Annotated in this window: 16 protein-coding genes; 14 read left to right on the forward strand and 2 right to left on the reverse strand. The window is 64.8% G+C overall.

Annotated elements, in window-relative coordinates:
* Nucleotides 1-30 precede the first annotated feature (30 nt).
* The 5 genes from WDX12_RS04330 (at nucleotide 31) to WDX12_RS04350 (ending at nucleotide 6,632) form a co-directional block, all read left to right on the forward strand.
* On the forward strand, nucleotides 31-1,536 hold the full coding sequence (locus WDX12_RS04330; RefSeq protein ID WP_434724047.1) for a UxaA family hydrolase: 1,506 nt from the start codon (nucleotides 31-33) through the stop codon (nucleotides 1,534-1,536).
* A gap of 347 nt (nucleotides 1,537-1,883) precedes the next feature.
* On the forward strand, nucleotides 1,884-2,879 hold the full coding sequence (locus tag WDX12_RS04335) for an ABC transporter substrate-binding protein (RefSeq protein WP_320296936.1): 996 nt from the start codon (nucleotides 1,884-1,886) through the stop codon (nucleotides 2,877-2,879).
* Between the two features lie 156 nt (nucleotides 2,880-3,035).
* A complete protein-coding gene (locus WDX12_RS04340) occupies nucleotides 3,036-4,589 on the forward strand; it encodes a sugar ABC transporter ATP-binding protein (RefSeq protein WP_434724048.1) in 1,554 nt (517 codons plus the stop codon).
* Nucleotides 4,586-5,551 (forward strand): ABC transporter permease, encoded by a 966-nt coding sequence (locus tag WDX12_RS04345; protein ID WP_320296938.1) that lies wholly within the window; start codon nucleotides 4,586-4,588, stop codon nucleotides 5,549-5,551. Before WDX12_RS04340 ends, WDX12_RS04345 begins: the two co-directional genes overlap by 4 nt.
* A 64-nt stretch (nucleotides 5,552-5,615) precedes the next feature.
* Nucleotides 5,616-6,632, forward strand: coding sequence for a zinc-binding alcohol dehydrogenase family protein (locus WDX12_RS04350; protein WP_434724049.1), 1,017 nt, complete (start codon nucleotides 5,616-5,618; stop codon nucleotides 6,630-6,632).
* Between the two features lie 293 nt (nucleotides 6,633-6,925).
* Here the strand turns inward: WDX12_RS04350 and phnF are convergent, their stop codons facing one another.
* Complete coding sequence (gene phnF / locus WDX12_RS04355; protein ID WP_434724050.1) at nucleotides 6,926-7,672, reverse strand: phosphonate metabolism transcriptional regulator PhnF; 747 nt, start codon at nucleotides 7,670-7,672, stop codon at nucleotides 6,926-6,928.
* A gap of 125 nt (nucleotides 7,673-7,797) precedes the next feature.
* Between phnF and phnG the strand changes: the two genes are divergently transcribed.
* From phnG to WDX12_RS04370, 3 genes are read left to right on the forward strand one after another with little or no spacing between them, the layout of a single operon-like run.
* A complete protein-coding gene (gene phnG, locus WDX12_RS04360) occupies nucleotides 7,798-8,259 on the forward strand; it encodes a phosphonate C-P lyase system protein PhnG (protein ID WP_434724051.1) in 462 nt (153 codons plus the stop codon).
* Nucleotides 8,259-8,870 carry a phosphonate C-P lyase system protein PhnH gene (phnH, locus tag WDX12_RS04365; protein ID WP_434724052.1) on the forward strand — a complete coding sequence of 204 codons (612 nt, stop codon included), beginning with the start codon at nucleotides 8,259-8,261 and terminating at the stop codon, nucleotides 8,868-8,870. The genes phnG and phnH overlap by 1 nt, the downstream gene beginning before the upstream one ends.
* 1 nt (nucleotide 8,871) lies before the next feature.
* A complete protein-coding gene (locus tag WDX12_RS04370; RefSeq protein ID WP_320296943.1) occupies nucleotides 8,872-9,987 on the forward strand; it encodes a carbon-phosphorus lyase complex subunit PhnI in 1,116 nt (371 codons plus the stop codon).
* A 2-nt stretch (nucleotides 9,988-9,989) separates the two neighbouring features.
* Here the strand turns inward: WDX12_RS04370 and WDX12_RS04375 are convergent, their stop codons facing one another.
* Nucleotides 9,990-10,163, reverse strand: a complete 174-nt coding sequence (locus tag WDX12_RS04375; protein ID WP_320296944.1) for a hypothetical protein — start codon at nucleotides 10,161-10,163, stop codon at nucleotides 9,990-9,992.
* A gap of 59 nt (nucleotides 10,164-10,222) precedes the next feature.
* Here WDX12_RS04375 and WDX12_RS04380 point away from each other — a divergent pair, with 59 nt between their 5' ends.
* From WDX12_RS04380 to phnC, 6 genes are all read left to right on the forward strand, one after another.
* A complete protein-coding gene (locus WDX12_RS04380; RefSeq protein WP_434724053.1) occupies nucleotides 10,223-11,122 on the forward strand; it encodes an alpha-D-ribose 1-methylphosphonate 5-phosphate C-P-lyase PhnJ in 900 nt (299 codons plus the stop codon).
* Nucleotides 11,119-11,895 carry a phosphonate C-P lyase system protein PhnK gene (gene phnK, locus WDX12_RS04385; RefSeq protein WP_434724054.1) on the forward strand — a complete coding sequence of 259 codons (777 nt, stop codon included), beginning with the start codon at nucleotides 11,119-11,121 and terminating at the stop codon, nucleotides 11,893-11,895. The genes WDX12_RS04380 and phnK overlap by 4 nt, the downstream gene beginning before the upstream one ends.
* Nucleotides 11,896-12,211: 316 nt before the next feature.
* Nucleotides 12,212-12,919 carry a phosphonate C-P lyase system protein PhnL gene (phnL, locus tag WDX12_RS04390; protein ID WP_434724055.1) on the forward strand — a complete coding sequence of 236 codons (708 nt, stop codon included), beginning with the start codon at nucleotides 12,212-12,214 and terminating at the stop codon, nucleotides 12,917-12,919.
* A complete protein-coding gene (locus tag WDX12_RS04395) occupies nucleotides 12,916-13,530 on the forward strand; it encodes a DapH/DapD/GlmU-related protein (protein ID WP_434724056.1) in 615 nt (204 codons plus the stop codon). Before phnL ends, WDX12_RS04395 begins: the two co-directional genes overlap by 4 nt.
* A 203-nt stretch (nucleotides 13,531-13,733) precedes the next feature.
* Nucleotides 13,734-14,444: a DUF1868 domain-containing protein gene (locus WDX12_RS04400; protein ID WP_434724057.1), complete on the forward strand. Its 711-nt coding sequence runs from the start codon at nucleotides 13,734-13,736 to the stop codon at nucleotides 14,442-14,444.
* A gap of 172 nt (nucleotides 14,445-14,616) precedes the next feature.
* Nucleotides 14,617-15,474 (forward strand): phosphonate ABC transporter ATP-binding protein, encoded by an 858-nt coding sequence (gene phnC, locus WDX12_RS04405; protein ID WP_434724058.1) that lies wholly within the window; start codon nucleotides 14,617-14,619, stop codon nucleotides 15,472-15,474.
* Nucleotides 15,475-15,571: the final 97 nt, after the last annotated feature.

Below are 15,571 nucleotides of genomic sequence, written 5' to 3' on the forward strand. Positions count from 1 at the left end.
CTTCCCAGGATCCACCCAGGACAGCCGCCCGTGACCATTGCCAACACCATCCTTCTCTCACCCTCCGACAATGTCGCCGTCGCCAATGGGCGTATCGAGATTGGATCGCCCTTGCCGGGCGGCGCCGCCGCGACCGCCGTGATCGAGCCTGGCCACAAGGTGGCGATCAAGCCGATCGCCGCGGGCGAAGCGGTGGTGAAATACGCGCAGGCGATCGGCCGCGCCACGCAGGCCATCGCGACTGGCGAGCATGTCCATTCGCACAATCTGGTTTTCGAGAGCGGCCGCTTGCCGGTGGTGCCGCCGAGCGAGGCAGAGCACGCGACCGAGGCCGACCGCAAGCGTACCTTCATGGGCTACCGCCGCGCTGACGGCCGTGCCGGCACGCGCAACTTCATCGGCATCATCGCCAGCGTCAATTGCTCGTCGACCGTTTGCCATGCCATCGCGGACGAAGCCAACCGCACGCTTCTGCCGAAATATCCCGGCATCGACGGCTTCGTGCCGATCGTGCACGGTCAGGGCTGCGGCATGAGCGCCACCGGCGACGGCATGATGGTTCTGCACCGCACTTTGGCCGGCTATGCGCGCCACCCGAATTTCGGCGGCATCCTGATGGTGGGACTGGGCTGCGAGGTCAACCAGCTCACCCTTTATGGTCAGAAGGGCGTGGCGGCGGGAAAACGCCATTTCAACATCCAGGAAGCCGGCGGCTCGCGCAAATCCGTCGCGCGGGCGATGGGCGTGCTGGCCGAGATCGCCGAGGAGGTCGGCCATCTGCAGCGCGAGCCGATACCGGTCTCGGAGATCGTCGTCGGCCTGCAATGCGGCGGCTCGGACGGCATGTCCGGCATCACGGCAAATCCGGCGCTGGGCGCCGCCGTCGATATCCTGGCCGGCTGCGGCGGCATCGGCATCCTGTCGGAGACGACCGAGATCTACGGCGCCGAGCATCTGCTTGCCTATCGCGCCGCCTCGCCCGAGATCGCCGCCAAGCTCGACGGCTTCGTGAAGTGGTGGGAGGACCATACCGCCAAGCACGGCGCCTCGATCGACAACAACCCATCGCCCGGCAACAAGCGCGGCGGCCTGACCACGATCCTCGAGAAATCGCTGGGCGCGGTCGCCAAGGGCGGCCAGACGCCGCTCAACGGCGTCTTCGGCTATGCCGAGAAGGTTTCGGGCAGCGGCCTGGTGTTCATGGACACGCCCGGCTACGACCCGGTCTCTGCCACCGGCCAGGTCGCCGGCGGCGCCAATGTCATCGTCTTCACCACCGGCCGCGGCTCCTGCTTCGGTTGCCGGCCGACGCCGTCGATCAAGGTCGCCACCAATTCGACCATGTATCACCAGATGGAAGAGGATATGGACGTCAATTGCGGTGTCATCGCCTCGGGCGAGAAGACCATCGCCGGCATGGGCCGCGAGCTCTTCGAGCTGATCATCGAGACGGCGTCCGGCCGCAAGACCAAGAGCGAGGCGTTCGGTTACGGCGACAACGAGTTCGTGCCCTGGCATCTCGGCGCGACGCTCTAGATCACGGACAACACGGCCACCGACGACGGGACCGGGGCAACCTTCACGATCCTGCGATTTGGCTAGGGAATGAATATTCCATATTGACAGAATAATGGAATTAATGTTCCATGTTCAAGGGAGGAACGGAAGCGCGCTCGTATGCTGCCTGGGAGGGGAAGCCGGCTGAAGCCGACCAAACCCTATCCGGCAACACGTAAACGGCACCAGACACCGCTTGCATCGGCCACTGCGATGCACTATCAAAAAACGGCATCTGTTTTTTATTGATAAAGTTCTGTTTGGCTCGCGCCTATCCAGATGGAGCTTCCGTAAACCTTCACCAGGCGATTTTAGGGAGGAACCTAATGAAATTCGTGACCAGCCTTCTCAACCGCCGCGCCTTCGTGGCCTTGGCCGCCGCATCGATGCTTGCCGGCACGCTGCATTCCGCCCCTGCCTCGGCGGCCGACGTGACCATTCCGATCATCGTCAAGGACACAACCTCCTTCTACTGGCAGATCGTCCTGGCTGGCGCCCGCAAGGCAGGCAAGGATCTCGGCGTCAACGTGCCGGAACTGGGCGCACAGGCCGAGACCGACGTGAACGGCCAGATCTCGATCCTCGAAAACGCCGTCGCCGGCAATCCGGCCGCGGTCGTCATCGCGCCGACCGAGGCCAAGGCGCTCGGCAAGCCGATCGACGAGGCCGCATCCAAGGTCAAGGTCATCGGCATCGATTCCAGCGCCGACTCCAAGGCCTTCACCTCCTTCCTCACCACCGACAACGTCCAGGGCGGCCGCGTCGCGGCTGACGGTCTGGCCGCCGCGATCGGCGCCGCCAATGGCGGTAAGGTCGAGGGCAAGGTTGCCCTGATCACCGCGCTCCCGGGCGCCGGCTCGCTCGAGCAGCGCGCCCAGGGCTTCAAGGAACAGCTCAAGGCCAAGTATCCGGGTCTCGAGCTCGTTGCCGACAAATACGCCGACGGCCAGGCGACCACCGGTCTCAACATCGCAACCGACCTGATCACCGCCAATCCGGACCTGAAGGGCATCTTCGCCTCCAACCTGATCATGGCGCAGGGCGTCGGCCAGGCGATCGCCGAGAACAACCTTGCCGGCAAGGTCGGCCTGATCGGTTTCGACAGCGACGAGAAGCTGATCAAGTTCCTCAATGACGGCGTCATCTCCGGCCTCGTCGTCCAGGACCCGTACCGGATGGGCTATGACGGCATCAAGACCGCGCTCGCCGCATCGAAAGGCGAGAAGGTCGAGGCCAATGTCGACACCGGCGCCAACCTGGTCACCAAGGCCAACATGAAGGACCCGAAGATCGACGCGCTGCTCAATCCGAAGCTCAAGTGAGATCTTCACGACAGTCGTTTCCGGGGCCTCGCGCCCCGGAAACATCCGCCGCGGCGGCTTGGAAATTCGACGCCTTACGTTAGCTTGCGTTCAAGGTGCGCGATCAAGACGCATCGCTGCGGATCCAACGGTTGAGATCGATCTGGGAGGATTGTCATGACGTCGACGGCGCAGGAACTGCATCCACACCCCACGCTGGAGCCCGGCAGGACGATCCTAGAGCTCAACGGCCTCGAAAAGCGCTATCCCGGCACGCATGCGCTGAAGCCCGTGCACCTTGCTTTCAAGGCGGGCGAGATCCACGCCATTGTCGGCGAGAACGGCGCCGGCAAGTCCACCCTCATCAAGCTTCTGACCGGCGTCATGCCGCGCACCTCGGGCGAGGTCATCTGGGAAGGCAAGCCGGCGGCTTTGGCAACACCTCATGAAGCGATGGCGCTCGGCATCAACGCCGTCCACCAGGAGGTGGTGCTGTGCCGCCACCTCACGGTCGCCGCCAACATGTTCCTCGGCGAGGAGGAGTCGCGCTTCGGCATCCTTCAGCAGCGCGCCATGGTCAAGGACGCACAGAAGATCATCGACGATCTCGGCTTCGACCTGCCGGCGCATGTCGTTCTCGGCGACCTCACCATCGGCCAGCAGCAGCTGATCGCCGCCGCCCGCGCCACCGTGCGTGGCACGAAATTCCTGATCTTCGACGAGCCGACCGCCTACCTCACCCGCAAGGAGGCCGACCAGCTGTTCACGCTGATCCGCCGGCTGAAGGGCGAAGGTGTCACCATCATCTACATCAGCCACCGCATGGAGGAAGTGTTCGAGCTCGCCGACCGCGTCTCCGTTCTGCGTGACGGCACCCTGGTCGGCACCCGCAACATCGCCGAGACCAACGAGCCCGAGCTGGTCAAGCTGATGATCAACCGCTCGATCGAGCAGATCTACCACAAGGAGCACTTCACGCTTGGTGCCGCGATCGTCGAAACGAAGAACCTCTCCGGCAAAGGCTTCGAGAATGTTTCTCTGACTGTCCGCGCGGGCGAGATCGTCGGCCTCTACGGCCTGATCGGCGCCGGCCGCAGCGAGTTCGTCACGACGCTTTACGGCCGCCACAGGAAATCGGCCGGCCAGATCCTGTGGCAAGGCAAAGAGGTCCAGGTCAATTCCGAGCACGACGCAATCCGGCTCGGCATGGCGCTGGCGCCCGAAAGCCGCCGCGACCAGGGCCTGTGCCTCAATTTGCCGGTCGGCATGAACCTCAACCTGCCGATCTACAAGCGCATTTCGAGCAACCTTCTGATTTCCGGCGCCAAGGAGAAGGCCGAGGCCGACCGCCAGATCGCCGACCTGCGCATCAAGACGCCGACGCGCCATGCGTTGGCCTCGAGCCTGTCGGGCGGCAACCAGCAGAAGATCGTCATCGGCAAATGGCTGGCGCATGGCGCCAAGCTGTTCATCTTCGACGAGCCGACGGTGGGCGTCGATGTCGGCACCAAGGCCGAGATTTACCGGCTGTTCAGCGTGCTCTTGTCGAAAGGCGCCGGCATCATCCTGATCTCGTCCTATCTGCCCGAGGTCTATGAGCTCGCCGACACGCTGCATGTATTCCGGCGCGGCAAGCTGGTCGCCACGCATGGCTTCCGCACTGCCGATCACGAGGAAATTCTCACGCAGGCGCTCGCCGAGAAACAAGAAAAACAGGGAGGTCAAACATGAGCACCGAGGCCATCGCCGCCGAAAAACCCAAGCGCAACTACAACGCCCTGTTCGGGCTGACGCTGCTGGCGCTGCTGGTTCTCCTGTGGGTCATCCTGTCGGTGGCGACGTCGAGCTTCGCCTCGGCCAACAACATTTCGAATCTGCTGCGCCAGGGTTCGATGATCGCCATCCTCGCAGTCGGCCAGACCTTCGTCATCATCACCGGCGGCATCGATCTTTCCGTCGGCGCGGTGGTCGGCTTCTCCACCGTCATCGCCGCAATGCTGATCAATGCCGGCGTGCCGGTCTTCGCCGCTATCCTGATCACGCTTCTGGTCGGCGTCGCCATCGGCCTGTTCCACGGTTTCGGCATCGTCAAGATGGGCCTGCCGCCCTTCATCATCACGCTGGCGACGCTGACATCGCTGCGCGGCATCGGACTGTTGATGACCAACGGCAATTCCATCTCGATCAACAACGACGCCTTCCAGGAGTTCTCGCGCAATTCCTTCGTCGGCGTCCCCAATTTGTTCTGGATGGTGATCCTTGTCGGCATCCCGGCCTACATCTTCCTGCATCACAGCCGCTGGGGCCGCTATCTGTTCTCGGTCGGCTCCAATGCCGAGGCGTCGCGCCTGTCCGGCGTCAACGTGCAGCGCACCATCTATATGGCCTATACGCTGTCCGGCCTGTGCGCGGCCTTCGTCGGCGTCCTGCTGGCATCCCGCATCGGCATCGGCAATCCGACCCAGGCCGAAGGTTGGGAGTTGCAGGCGATCGCCTCGTCGGTGATCGGCGGCACCTCGCTCTTCGGCGCGGTCGGGTCGGTGCACGGGCCGCTGCTCGGCGCATTCATCCTCGCCACCATCAACAACGGCGCCAACCTGCTCAACGTCAACGCCTTCTGGCAGCGCATCATCACCGGCGTGCTGATCATCGTCATCGTCTACTTCGACGGTCTGCGCCGTCGCGGCAAATGAATCCTCCCTGAAACTCCGCGCCGGCCCGGTTCGACCGAGGCCGGCGCTCTTTTTTGGATTGCCCATGAAAGCCGTTGTCTGCCGCTCGCCCGGCGAGCTTGTCCTCGAAGACCGCGCCGCCCCAGCTACGCCGCCGCCCGGCTGGGCACGCGTCGCGGTCAGCCATGTCGGCATCTGCGGCACCGACTACCACATCTTCGAAGGCAAGCACCCCTTCCTGGCCTATCCGCGCATCATGGGCCATGAGGTTTCCGGCACCATCGTCGAGAAGGGCGAAGGCGTCGATCTCGCGGTCGGCGAGCCGGTGATCATCAACCCCTATCTTTCATGCGGCAAATGCATCGCCTGCCGGCACGGCAAACCGAATTGCTGCGTGAAGATCGAGGTGCTGGGCGTGCATCGCGACGGCGCCATGTGCGACGAGATCCTGGTGCCGGCGCAAAACCTCTACCCGACGAACGGCCTGTCGCTGGCCGACGCCGCGGCGGTGGAATTCCTGGCCATTGGCGCGCATGCGGTGCGCCGCTCGCTCGGTCAGTTCGGCCAGCGCACGCTGGTCATCGGGGCCGGCCCAATCGGCCTTGGCACGGCGATCTTCGCGCGCATCGCCGGGCTGGATGTCAGCCTGCTCGACATGAGCGCTGAACGTCTCGGCTTCGCCGAAAAGGAACTCGGCTTTGCCCCGCTGGACAGCTCGAAAGCGGCGGCCGCCGACCTGGTGCGGCAGGCGACCGGCGGCGAAGGGTTCGACCTTGTGTTCGACGCGACCGGCAACACCCAATCGGTGCAGTCGGCCTTCGCCCATGTCGCGCATGGCGGCACGCTGGTGCTGGTCAGCGTCGTCAAGGACGACATCACCTTCTCCGACCCCGAATTCCACAAGCGCGAGATGACGCTGGTCGGCAGCCGCAACGCGCTGAAAGCCGATTTCGACCATGTCGCGGCCTCGATCCGCAACGGCTCCGTGCCGTTGAACAAGCTCGTCACCCATCGCACCACGCTCGCCGGAACGCCGCGCGACCTCGCCAGATGGACGCATGAGAAATCGGGGCTGATCAAAGCGGTCATCGAGGTCGGCTGAGCGCCGGCACGGAGATCTCGGCTCTGGATTCCTGGCAGGTCGCAGCATTGGTGATTGGCCGAAGCGCCTGTCCCTTCGTCATCCACGGGCGGAGCAAGGAGCGTAGCGACGCAGCGCAGACCCGAGGATCCATTCCGTGACGCCGACGCGTTGCAACGATCCAGAATTCTGTTCCGCCGCGCTTTACGATCAAGGTAACGGAATGGATCCTCGGGTCTGCGCTCCGCTTCGCGTCGCTCCGCCCGTGGATGACGACCTCACTGGGCTATCGTCCTGGATGACCGCGTTGAAGGCTAATCGTTGGCCAATAGCCTGAGCTCCACCCGCTCCGCGGGGAAGCGCGACTCCGCGAACTGGATCGGCTGGCCATCGAGCGTGACGTTGACGGCGACGGTGACCAGCACGATGGCGCCCGGCTGCAGATCGAGCGCTGCAAGGTCGTCGGCATCGGCATGACGTGCCGACAGCACGGTCGATTGCCGCAGATAATCGTTGATGCCGAAACGCTTGAGCGAGGCGGTGATCGATCCCGTTTCCGCCATTGCGTCCTCGATGCCGGCGAAGCGCTGGGCGTCGAACCAGGTCGTCGCGCGCGATACTGGATGACCATCGGCCTCGCCACGCGTCTCCAGGCAAATGACGGCCGCGCCCTTGGCGATGCCCAGCGCCTCGGCGATGCGCCGGCTGGCCGGCTCCGTGGATGATGACAAGAGCGCGATGTGCCGCTCGCTCGTCTGCCCCTGCAGCCCGGTCGAGAAGCGCGTGCGCGCGCCGATCGGATAGGACAGCCGTTTGCGCGACAGGACGAAGGTGCCGCGTCCCTGCTCGGCCTTCAGCACGCCTTCCTGCACAAGTGCTGCGATGGCGCTGCGCACCGTATGGCGGTTGACGCCGTAGCGCTCGGCCAGTGCGACTTCGGGCGGCAGCGCCGCATTCTCGGCGAAATCTCCATTGGCAATCGCCTGCAGGATCCTGTCGGCGATCTGCCGCCAAAGCGACACGCCGTTGCGCCTTTCGATACTAGCCGCCAGTCCGGTCACCTATCGCCCCCAAGCATTTTTCCCGCCCTTGTCATCCAGCCGTCATGGACTCCCGTTACGAGGTGAGTATAATTTGTATAGTTGTCTATATCAATAGACAAATTTTCACATGCAGGAGCGATGCCATGCGAGGACAGGAAGCGCGCGAGCAGGCCGGGCGAAAGGCCTTGATGGCGACGCTGGCACATGCCGCGGCCGATGAGATCGCCCGTCTGTGGAGCGAAGCGGGCCTGCCTTCCGAGGCGGAGCTTTTGCGAGGCCCGGAGACCGGATTGGTGACGGTGCGCGGGCGGATCGGCGGCGGCGGCGCGCCGTTCAATGTCGGCGAGGCTACGGTCACCCGCGCCACGGTGCGGCTGCCGTCGGGCCAGGTCGGCCATTCCTATGCGCTCGGCCGCGACAAGGGCAAGGCAAAACTGGCGGCAATCGCTGACGCGCTCTGGCAGGACCCGGCACATCGCGAAGCGGTCGAGACGAAGCTCGCCGCGCCCTTGCGCGCGGCGCTCGATGCGGCGCGCGAGACAAAGCGCGTCGAAACGGCGGCAACGAAAGTGGATTTCTTCACCATGGTGCGCGGAGAGGACTGATGAACATCGCCACGCAATCGATCGACGGCGGTTTCGCCGAGCCGGTCTTCGACGCCCAGGCCGTGTTCCGCGCCATCATGGATGCGATGGCGCGCCCCGGCACCGTCCAGGAGCTGCCGCAGCTCGCCCGCCCGCCGGCGCCGTTGTCGGCGACGGCCGGCGCCGTGGCGCTTGCGCTCTGCGACAACGACACGCCGGTCTGGCTCGATCCGCCGTTCCAGGCGGAGGCCTCGGTCAAGGCCTGGCTCGGCTTCCACACCGGCGCGCCTTTGGCCAACACGCCCGCCGACGCGCATTTCGCCTTTATCGCCAATCCGAAGGAGATGGCGGCGATCGACGGTTTCTCGCAGGGCACGCAGGAATATCCCGACCGCTCGACGACGCTGATCCTGCTCACCGGCGATCTCGGTTCCGGCCCGACGCTGCTGCTCGAAGGCCCCGGCATCGAGAAGACGGCGATGATCGCGCCGACCGGCATGCCGCGCCATTTCGTCGAGCAGTGGAAGCAGAGCAACCAGCGTTTCCCGCGCGGCGTCGACATCATCCTGGCGGCGCCCGGCAGCCTCGCCTGCCTGCCGCGCACCACCCGCATCAAGTCGATGGAGGCATGACATGTATGTCGCGGTGAAAGGCGGCGAGGCCGCCATTGCCAATGCGCACCGCCTGCTTGCCGATCGCCGCCGCGGCGACCGCTCGGTGCCGGCGCTGCGCCTCGACCAGATCGTCGAGCAGCTGGCGCTCGGCGTCGACCGCGTGATGAGCGAAGGCTCGCTCTATGATCGCGAGCTCGCAGCACTCGCCGTCGTCCAGGCGCGCGGCGACATGATCGAGGCGATCTTCCTGGTGCGCGCCTACCGCACCACGCTGCCGCGCTTCGGTTACACCAATCCGGTCGATACCGGCGCCATGCAGCTCGAACGGCGCATATCGGCCACGTACAAGGACCTGCCGGGCGGACAGGTGCTCGGCCCGACCTTCGACTATACCCACCGGCTGCTCGATCCCGAGCTTGCCGCCGGCGCCGAGGTCGAAACACCCGCGCAGCGTCCAGCCGAGGCTGAGGCGATGCCGCGCGTCTCCGCGATCCTCGCCCATGAAGGGCTGATCGAGGCCGACGGCGACATGCCGCTGGACCATGTGCCCGGCGACATCACGCGCGAGCCGCTGCAATTCCCGATGGCACGCGACATCCGCCTGCAGGCGCTATCGCGCGGCGACGAGGGCTTTCTCCTGGCGCTCGGCTACTCGACGCAGCGCGGCTATGCCCGCAACCACCCCTTCGTCGGCGAAGTACGCATCGGCGAGGTCGCGCTGGAGCTGGACGTGCCCGAGCTGCCTTTCGCCGTGCCGCTCGGCTCCATCCGCGTCACCGAATGCCAGATGGTCAACCAGTTCAAGGGCTCGGCCAAGGCGCCGCCACAGTTCACGCGCGGCTACGGCCTTGTCTTCGGCCAGAGCGAGCGCAAGGCGATGGCGATGGCGCTGTGCGACCGGGCGCTGCGCGCCGGCGAGCTCGGCGAGGACGTCGTCGCCGCCGCGCAGGACGAGGAATTCGTCATCTCGCACTCCGACAATGTCCAGGCGACCGGCTTCGTCGAGCACCTGAAGCTGCCGCATTATGTCGACTTCCAGGCCGAGCTCGGCCTGGTTCGCCGCATGCGCGCCGAATACGAGGCACGGGAGAACGAGGACAAGGCCGCCGAGGAGAAGCGGGAGGCTGCGGAATGATCCTAACGTCCGCCGCCACCGAACCACAGGCCGATATAGCCACGCGCGCCGGCAACGGTCTCGCCGCGTGGCGGCGCCTTTGGCGCGGGCAGAACCATCTTCCACAGCACAAAGGCCACGATGCCGGCAAACACCAGCAGCAGCACGCCAAGATGCATCCAACCGGTAGAGTCCATTCGGGCGCCCTCCCGCCTCTTTGGCGCCAAATCCATAGCACAGTGCGGACGTGATCGCCATGACCGACATCGCCACTTACAACTTCGCCTATCTCGACGAGCAGACCAAAAGGATGATCCGCCGCGCCATCCTGAAGGGCATCGCCATTCCCGGCTACCAGGTGCCTTTCGCCTCGCGCGAGATGCCGATGCCTTACGGCTGGGGCACCGGCGGCGTCCAGGTCACCGCCTCGATCATCGGCCCGGTTGACGTGCTGAAGGTCATCGACCAGGGCGCCGACGACACCACCAACGCCGTCTCGATCCGCGCCTTCTTCAAGAAGGTCGCCAATGTCGCCGTCACCACGGAAACGGAGAAGGCGACCATCATCCAGACCCGTCACCGTATCCCCGAACATCCGCTGACGGCGGGCCAGGTGCTGGTCTTCCAGGTGCCGATCCCCGAGCCGCTGCGCTTCCTCGAGCCGCGCGAGACCGAAACGCGAAAAATGCATGCGCTGGAGGAATACGGCCTCATGCATGTGAAGCTCTACGAGGACATCGCCAAGCACGGCCGCATCGCCACCACCTACGCCTATCCGGTCAAGGTCGAGGGCCGCTATGTGATGGACCCCTCGCCGACGCCCAAATTCGACAATCCGAAGATGCACCGCTCGCCTGCCCTGCAGCTGTTCGGCGCCGGCCGCGAGAAGCGCATCTATGCGGTGCCGCCCTTCACCGATGTGGTGAGCCTCGATTTCGAGGATCATCCTTTCGAGGTGCAGACCTTCGACCAGCCCTGCGCGCTGTGCGGCGCCGAGAATGTCTATCTCGACGAGGTCATCCTCGACGACCATGGCGGCCACATGTTCGTCTGCTCGGACACCGACCACTGCGAGAAGCGGCGCGAAGATGGCCATCACGGTCACCTTGCTCCTAAAACCGATCTTGCCTCAGAGAAAACGGAGCCGGCTAAATGAGCGACGAACCGCTGCTGCGCGTCTCGGCGCTGTCCAAGTTCTACGGCTCGCGCGTCGGCTGCGAGGACATCTCCTTCGACCTCTGGCCGGGCGAGGTGCTGGCGGTGGTCGGCGAGTCCGGCTCCGGCAAGACGACGCTGCTCAACTGCCTGTCGACCCGGCTGCTGCCATCCTCCGGCACCGCGAGCTACCGCATGCGCGACGGCCAGTGGCGCGAGCTCTACCGCATGAGCGAGGCCGAGCGCCGCTTCCTGATGCGCACCGACTGGGGTTTCGTCCATCAGAACCCGGCGGACGGACTGCGCATGACGGTATCGGCCGGCGCCAATGTCGGTGAACGGCTGATGGCGGTCGGCGACCGCCACTACGGCAAGATCCGCGCCACCGCCGTCGACTGGCTGTCGCGCGTCGAGATCGACGAGGACCGCATCGACGACGAGCCGCGCGCCTTTTCCGGCGGCATGCGCCAGCGCCTGCAGATCGCCCGCAACCTCGTGACCGGACCGCGCCTGGTGTTCATGGACGAGCCGACCGGCGGCCTCGACGTCTCGGTGCAGGCACGCCTGCTCGACCTGTTGCGCGGACTGGTCACCGATCTCGGCCTCGCCGCGATCGTCGTCACCCACGACCTCGCCGTGGCCAGGCTCCTGTCGCAGCGCATGATGGTGATGAAGGACGGCCGCGTCGTCGAAAGCGGCCTCACCGACCGCGTGCTCGACGATCCGCGCGCGCCTTACACGCAGTTGCTGGTTTCCTCGATTTTGCAGGTGTGATGATGGCGCCGGGTCACCCTCTTTCAGGCTATTCATTGAACTTTGGCGATTGGCGAAACCGCCCGACACAGCCCCTTCTCCCCGTCACTATACGGGGAGAAGTGCCCGGCAGGGCGATGAGGGGCGGCGCTGACTTGGCGAAAAGGCGCGCCGTGGACGCCAACCTCGCCCCGTTAGCTTCGGTTTGCGCTGAGCGACTCCTCAGCCGGGCTCCGGCGCTGCCCCTCATTGTCCTGCCGGACATTTCTCCCCGTATAGTGACGGGGAGAAAGGGCTGTACCCTCCCGCCGACACACGACAACCGGAGCACCTTCTAATGCCCACTCCTCTCGTCGTTTCCGACGTCGCCAAAAGCTTCACCATGCATCTGCGCGACGGCGTCACGCTGCCAGTGGTGACGGGTGTCTCCTTCTCGATCCGCGCCGGCGAATGCGCCGTGCTCGGCGGCCCGTCGGGTGCGGGAAAAAGCTCGATCCTGAAGATGCTCTACGGCAACTACGCCGTCGATGAAGGCCAGATCATCGTCCAGCATGGCGGCGGGTTGATCGACCTCGCTTCCGCCAGCCCGCGCACCGTCCTTTCCGTGCGCCGCCACACCATCGGCTATGTCAGCCAGTTCCTGCGCACCGTGCCGCGCGTTTCCGCGCTCGACGTCGTCGCCGAGCCGCTGGTCGAACGCGGCGAGGACAGGGAAAGCGCGCGGGCGAAGGCGCGTTCGCTGTTGGCGCAACTCAACCTGCCGGAAAAGCTCTGGGCCTTGCCGCCCGCGACCTTCTCGGGCGGCGAGCAACAGCGCGTCAACATCGCACGCGGCTTCATCACCGAGCATCCAATCCTGCTGCTTGACGAGCCCACCGCCTCGCTTGATGCCAGGAACCGCGATGTCGTGGTCGAGCTCATCGCCGCAAAGAAGGCGGCGGGCGTTGCCCTGCTCGGCATCTTCCACGACCTCGACGTGCGCGACGCGGTGGCCGATCGCGTCATCGACGTCACCGCTTTCGCGGCCGGAAAGATCGCCGCATGAAGAAGCTTTCGGAGGCGCCGCTGATCCATCCGACGGCGCAGGTCGAAAACTCGACGCTCGGCCGCTGGACCGAGATCGCCGAGCGCTGCCGCGTCGCCGAATGCGAGCTCGGCGACTATTCCTACATGATGCAGGACTGTGCCGTGTGGTGCGCGACCATCGGCAAGTTCTCCAACATCGCGGCGAGCGTTCGCCTCAATGCCACCAACCACCCGACCTGGCGGCCGACGCTGCACCATTTCACCTACCGCGCCTCCGACTATTGGGATGACGCCGAGCATGAAAGCGAGTTCTTTGCCCAGCGCCGCGCCAGGCGCGTCATCATCGGCCACGACACCTGGCTCGGCCACGGCTCGACCGTCCTGCCCGGCGTCACCGTCGGCGACGGCGCGGCTGTCGGCGCGGGCGCGGTGGTGTCGAAGGACGTCGCGCCCTACACCATCGTCGGCGGCGTGCCGGCAAAGCCGATCCGCGAGCGCTTCGACCGCCGCACCGCCGAGCGCTACCAGGCTTTAGCCTGGTGGGATTGGGACCATGCAAGGCTGCGCGCCGCGCTCGACGATTTCCGCGAGCTGGAGGCCGAGGCGTTTTTGGAGAAGCATGGCGGCTGAAGATCGTGAATGGTGAATGGTCAATAGTGAATGGCAACGAAGCTCTTCTTCTCACCATTCACCATTCACCATTCACCATTCACCATTCACCATTCACCATTCACCATTCACCATTCACCATTCACCATTCACCATTCACCATTCACCATTCACCACCTTGACACATGACTCGGACAGGACGCCATCTCCCCAAGGAGATCGCCATGCCCGACACAATCAGACCCTCGCTCGCGGGATTTTTCGAAGGCACCAATCCGACGAAGCCTACCCATCTCGGCACCCGCTACGACACCGCTGGCAACTTCCTCCTCGAACCGGGCAACACCGTCGTCTGCCATCTGGTCCAAGGCTCGCCTTCGCAAGCTGCAATTGTCGAGGCGCGTGATCGCATGCTGGCCATGCCCGACGCAGATCGCCTCGCTTTCACGCCGATCTCCAGCCTGCATATGACGCTGTTCCAGGGCATCATCGAGTATCGGCGGCGCCTTCCCTACTGGCCGTCCGACGTGCCGCTCGACACCAGCATCGACGACATGACCCAGCTCTATCTGCAGCGCCTGGAGGGATTTGAGGCCTGCCCATCCTTCCGCGTCAAGACCGTCCACATCACGCCGAACGGCCTTACGGTTGCCGGTGCTTCCGCGGAGGACGAGCGCATCCTACGCCTTTGGCGCGACGCGCTGTCGGTGCCGTTCGGCTACCGCCATCCGGACCACGACACTTATGTTTTCCATATCACCTTTGCCTACCAGATCCGCCGCCTCGCCAACGAGCGGGCCGGCGCCTGGCGGGACCTGTTCGATGACTGCCTGTCATTCCTCGAGCGCGAGGCCCCGGTGATCGAGCTCAGGCCCGCGGCCTTCTGCAGTTTCAAGGACATGAAGCATTTCGAGGAACTGCTGGTGCTTGGTTGATCCGGATGCATGTCGCCCAAAAGTGCGCGGCGGTTTGGGGTAACGACATGCATGAACAAGGATGGCCTGTGACTCGTAACAAAACTGACATCAATCCGACACCGCAGCTTCATCGGCCTGCGCTAGCGAAGGTTAACAGACCTGCAAAAGCGCGACGGACTGGAGTTTTGGTATGTCAGCATCATCGGCCACGCTCGAAATCCGTGGCGTAACCCGACGATTTGGCAAGAATACCGCTGTCAGCGACATCAACATCTCGATCCCGCGCGGTCAGATGGTCGGCATCATCGGCCGCTCGGGCGCCGGCAAGTCGACGCTTTTGCGTATGATCAATCGTCTCATCGATCCCAGCCAGGGGTCGATTTTTTTTGACGGCGCCGAGGTCTCCAGCCTGCAGGGTTCGCCGTTGCGCCGCTGGCAGCGCGACTGCGCCATGATCTTCCAGCAGTTCAACCTCGTGCCGCGTCTGGACGTGCTGACCAACGTGCTGCTCGGCCGCCTCAACCACCGCTCGACGGTCTCCAACCTGCTCGGCATGTTCACGCGCACCGAGTGCGCCGAGGCGGTGGCCGCGCTCGAGCGTCTCGACATCGCCCGCACCGCGTTGCAGCCGGCCGGCACGCTGTCCGGCGGCCAGCAGCAGCGCGTCGCGATAGCCCGCGCCATGATGCAAGAGCCGAAAGTACTTCTGGCCGACGAGCCGATCGCCTCGCTCGACCCGCTCAACGCCAAGGTGGTGATGGACTCGCTGCGCGACATCAACCTGCGCGAAGGCATCACCGTCGTCACCAATCTGCACACGCTGGACACCGCGCGCGCCTATTGCACCCGCATCATCGGCATGGCCGCTGGCAAGGTCGTCTTCGACGGCGCCCCGGAAGACCTCGACCGCAACGCCGTGCGCACGGTCTATGGCGCCGATGCCAGCGGCGCCGAGATCTCCGAGGCCATCACGTCGACCAGCGTGACCATCAAGCCGAAGATCACCGCATCCGCCGGACCGCTCGAACCAGCCTTTCCTGGCTACTGAGCCCACCGCCCTGGCCCATTCGGTCCGGGCAGGTCGTGGATTTCAGCAGAGCAACCCGGATCGCCCGCCAGCGTCAACGGCAAGACTTGAAAAATCA

Source organism: Mesorhizobium sp. RIZ17, assembly GCF_051127865.1.
Classification (GTDB): domain Bacteria; phylum Pseudomonadota; class Alphaproteobacteria; order Rhizobiales; family Rhizobiaceae; genus Mesorhizobium; species Mesorhizobium humile.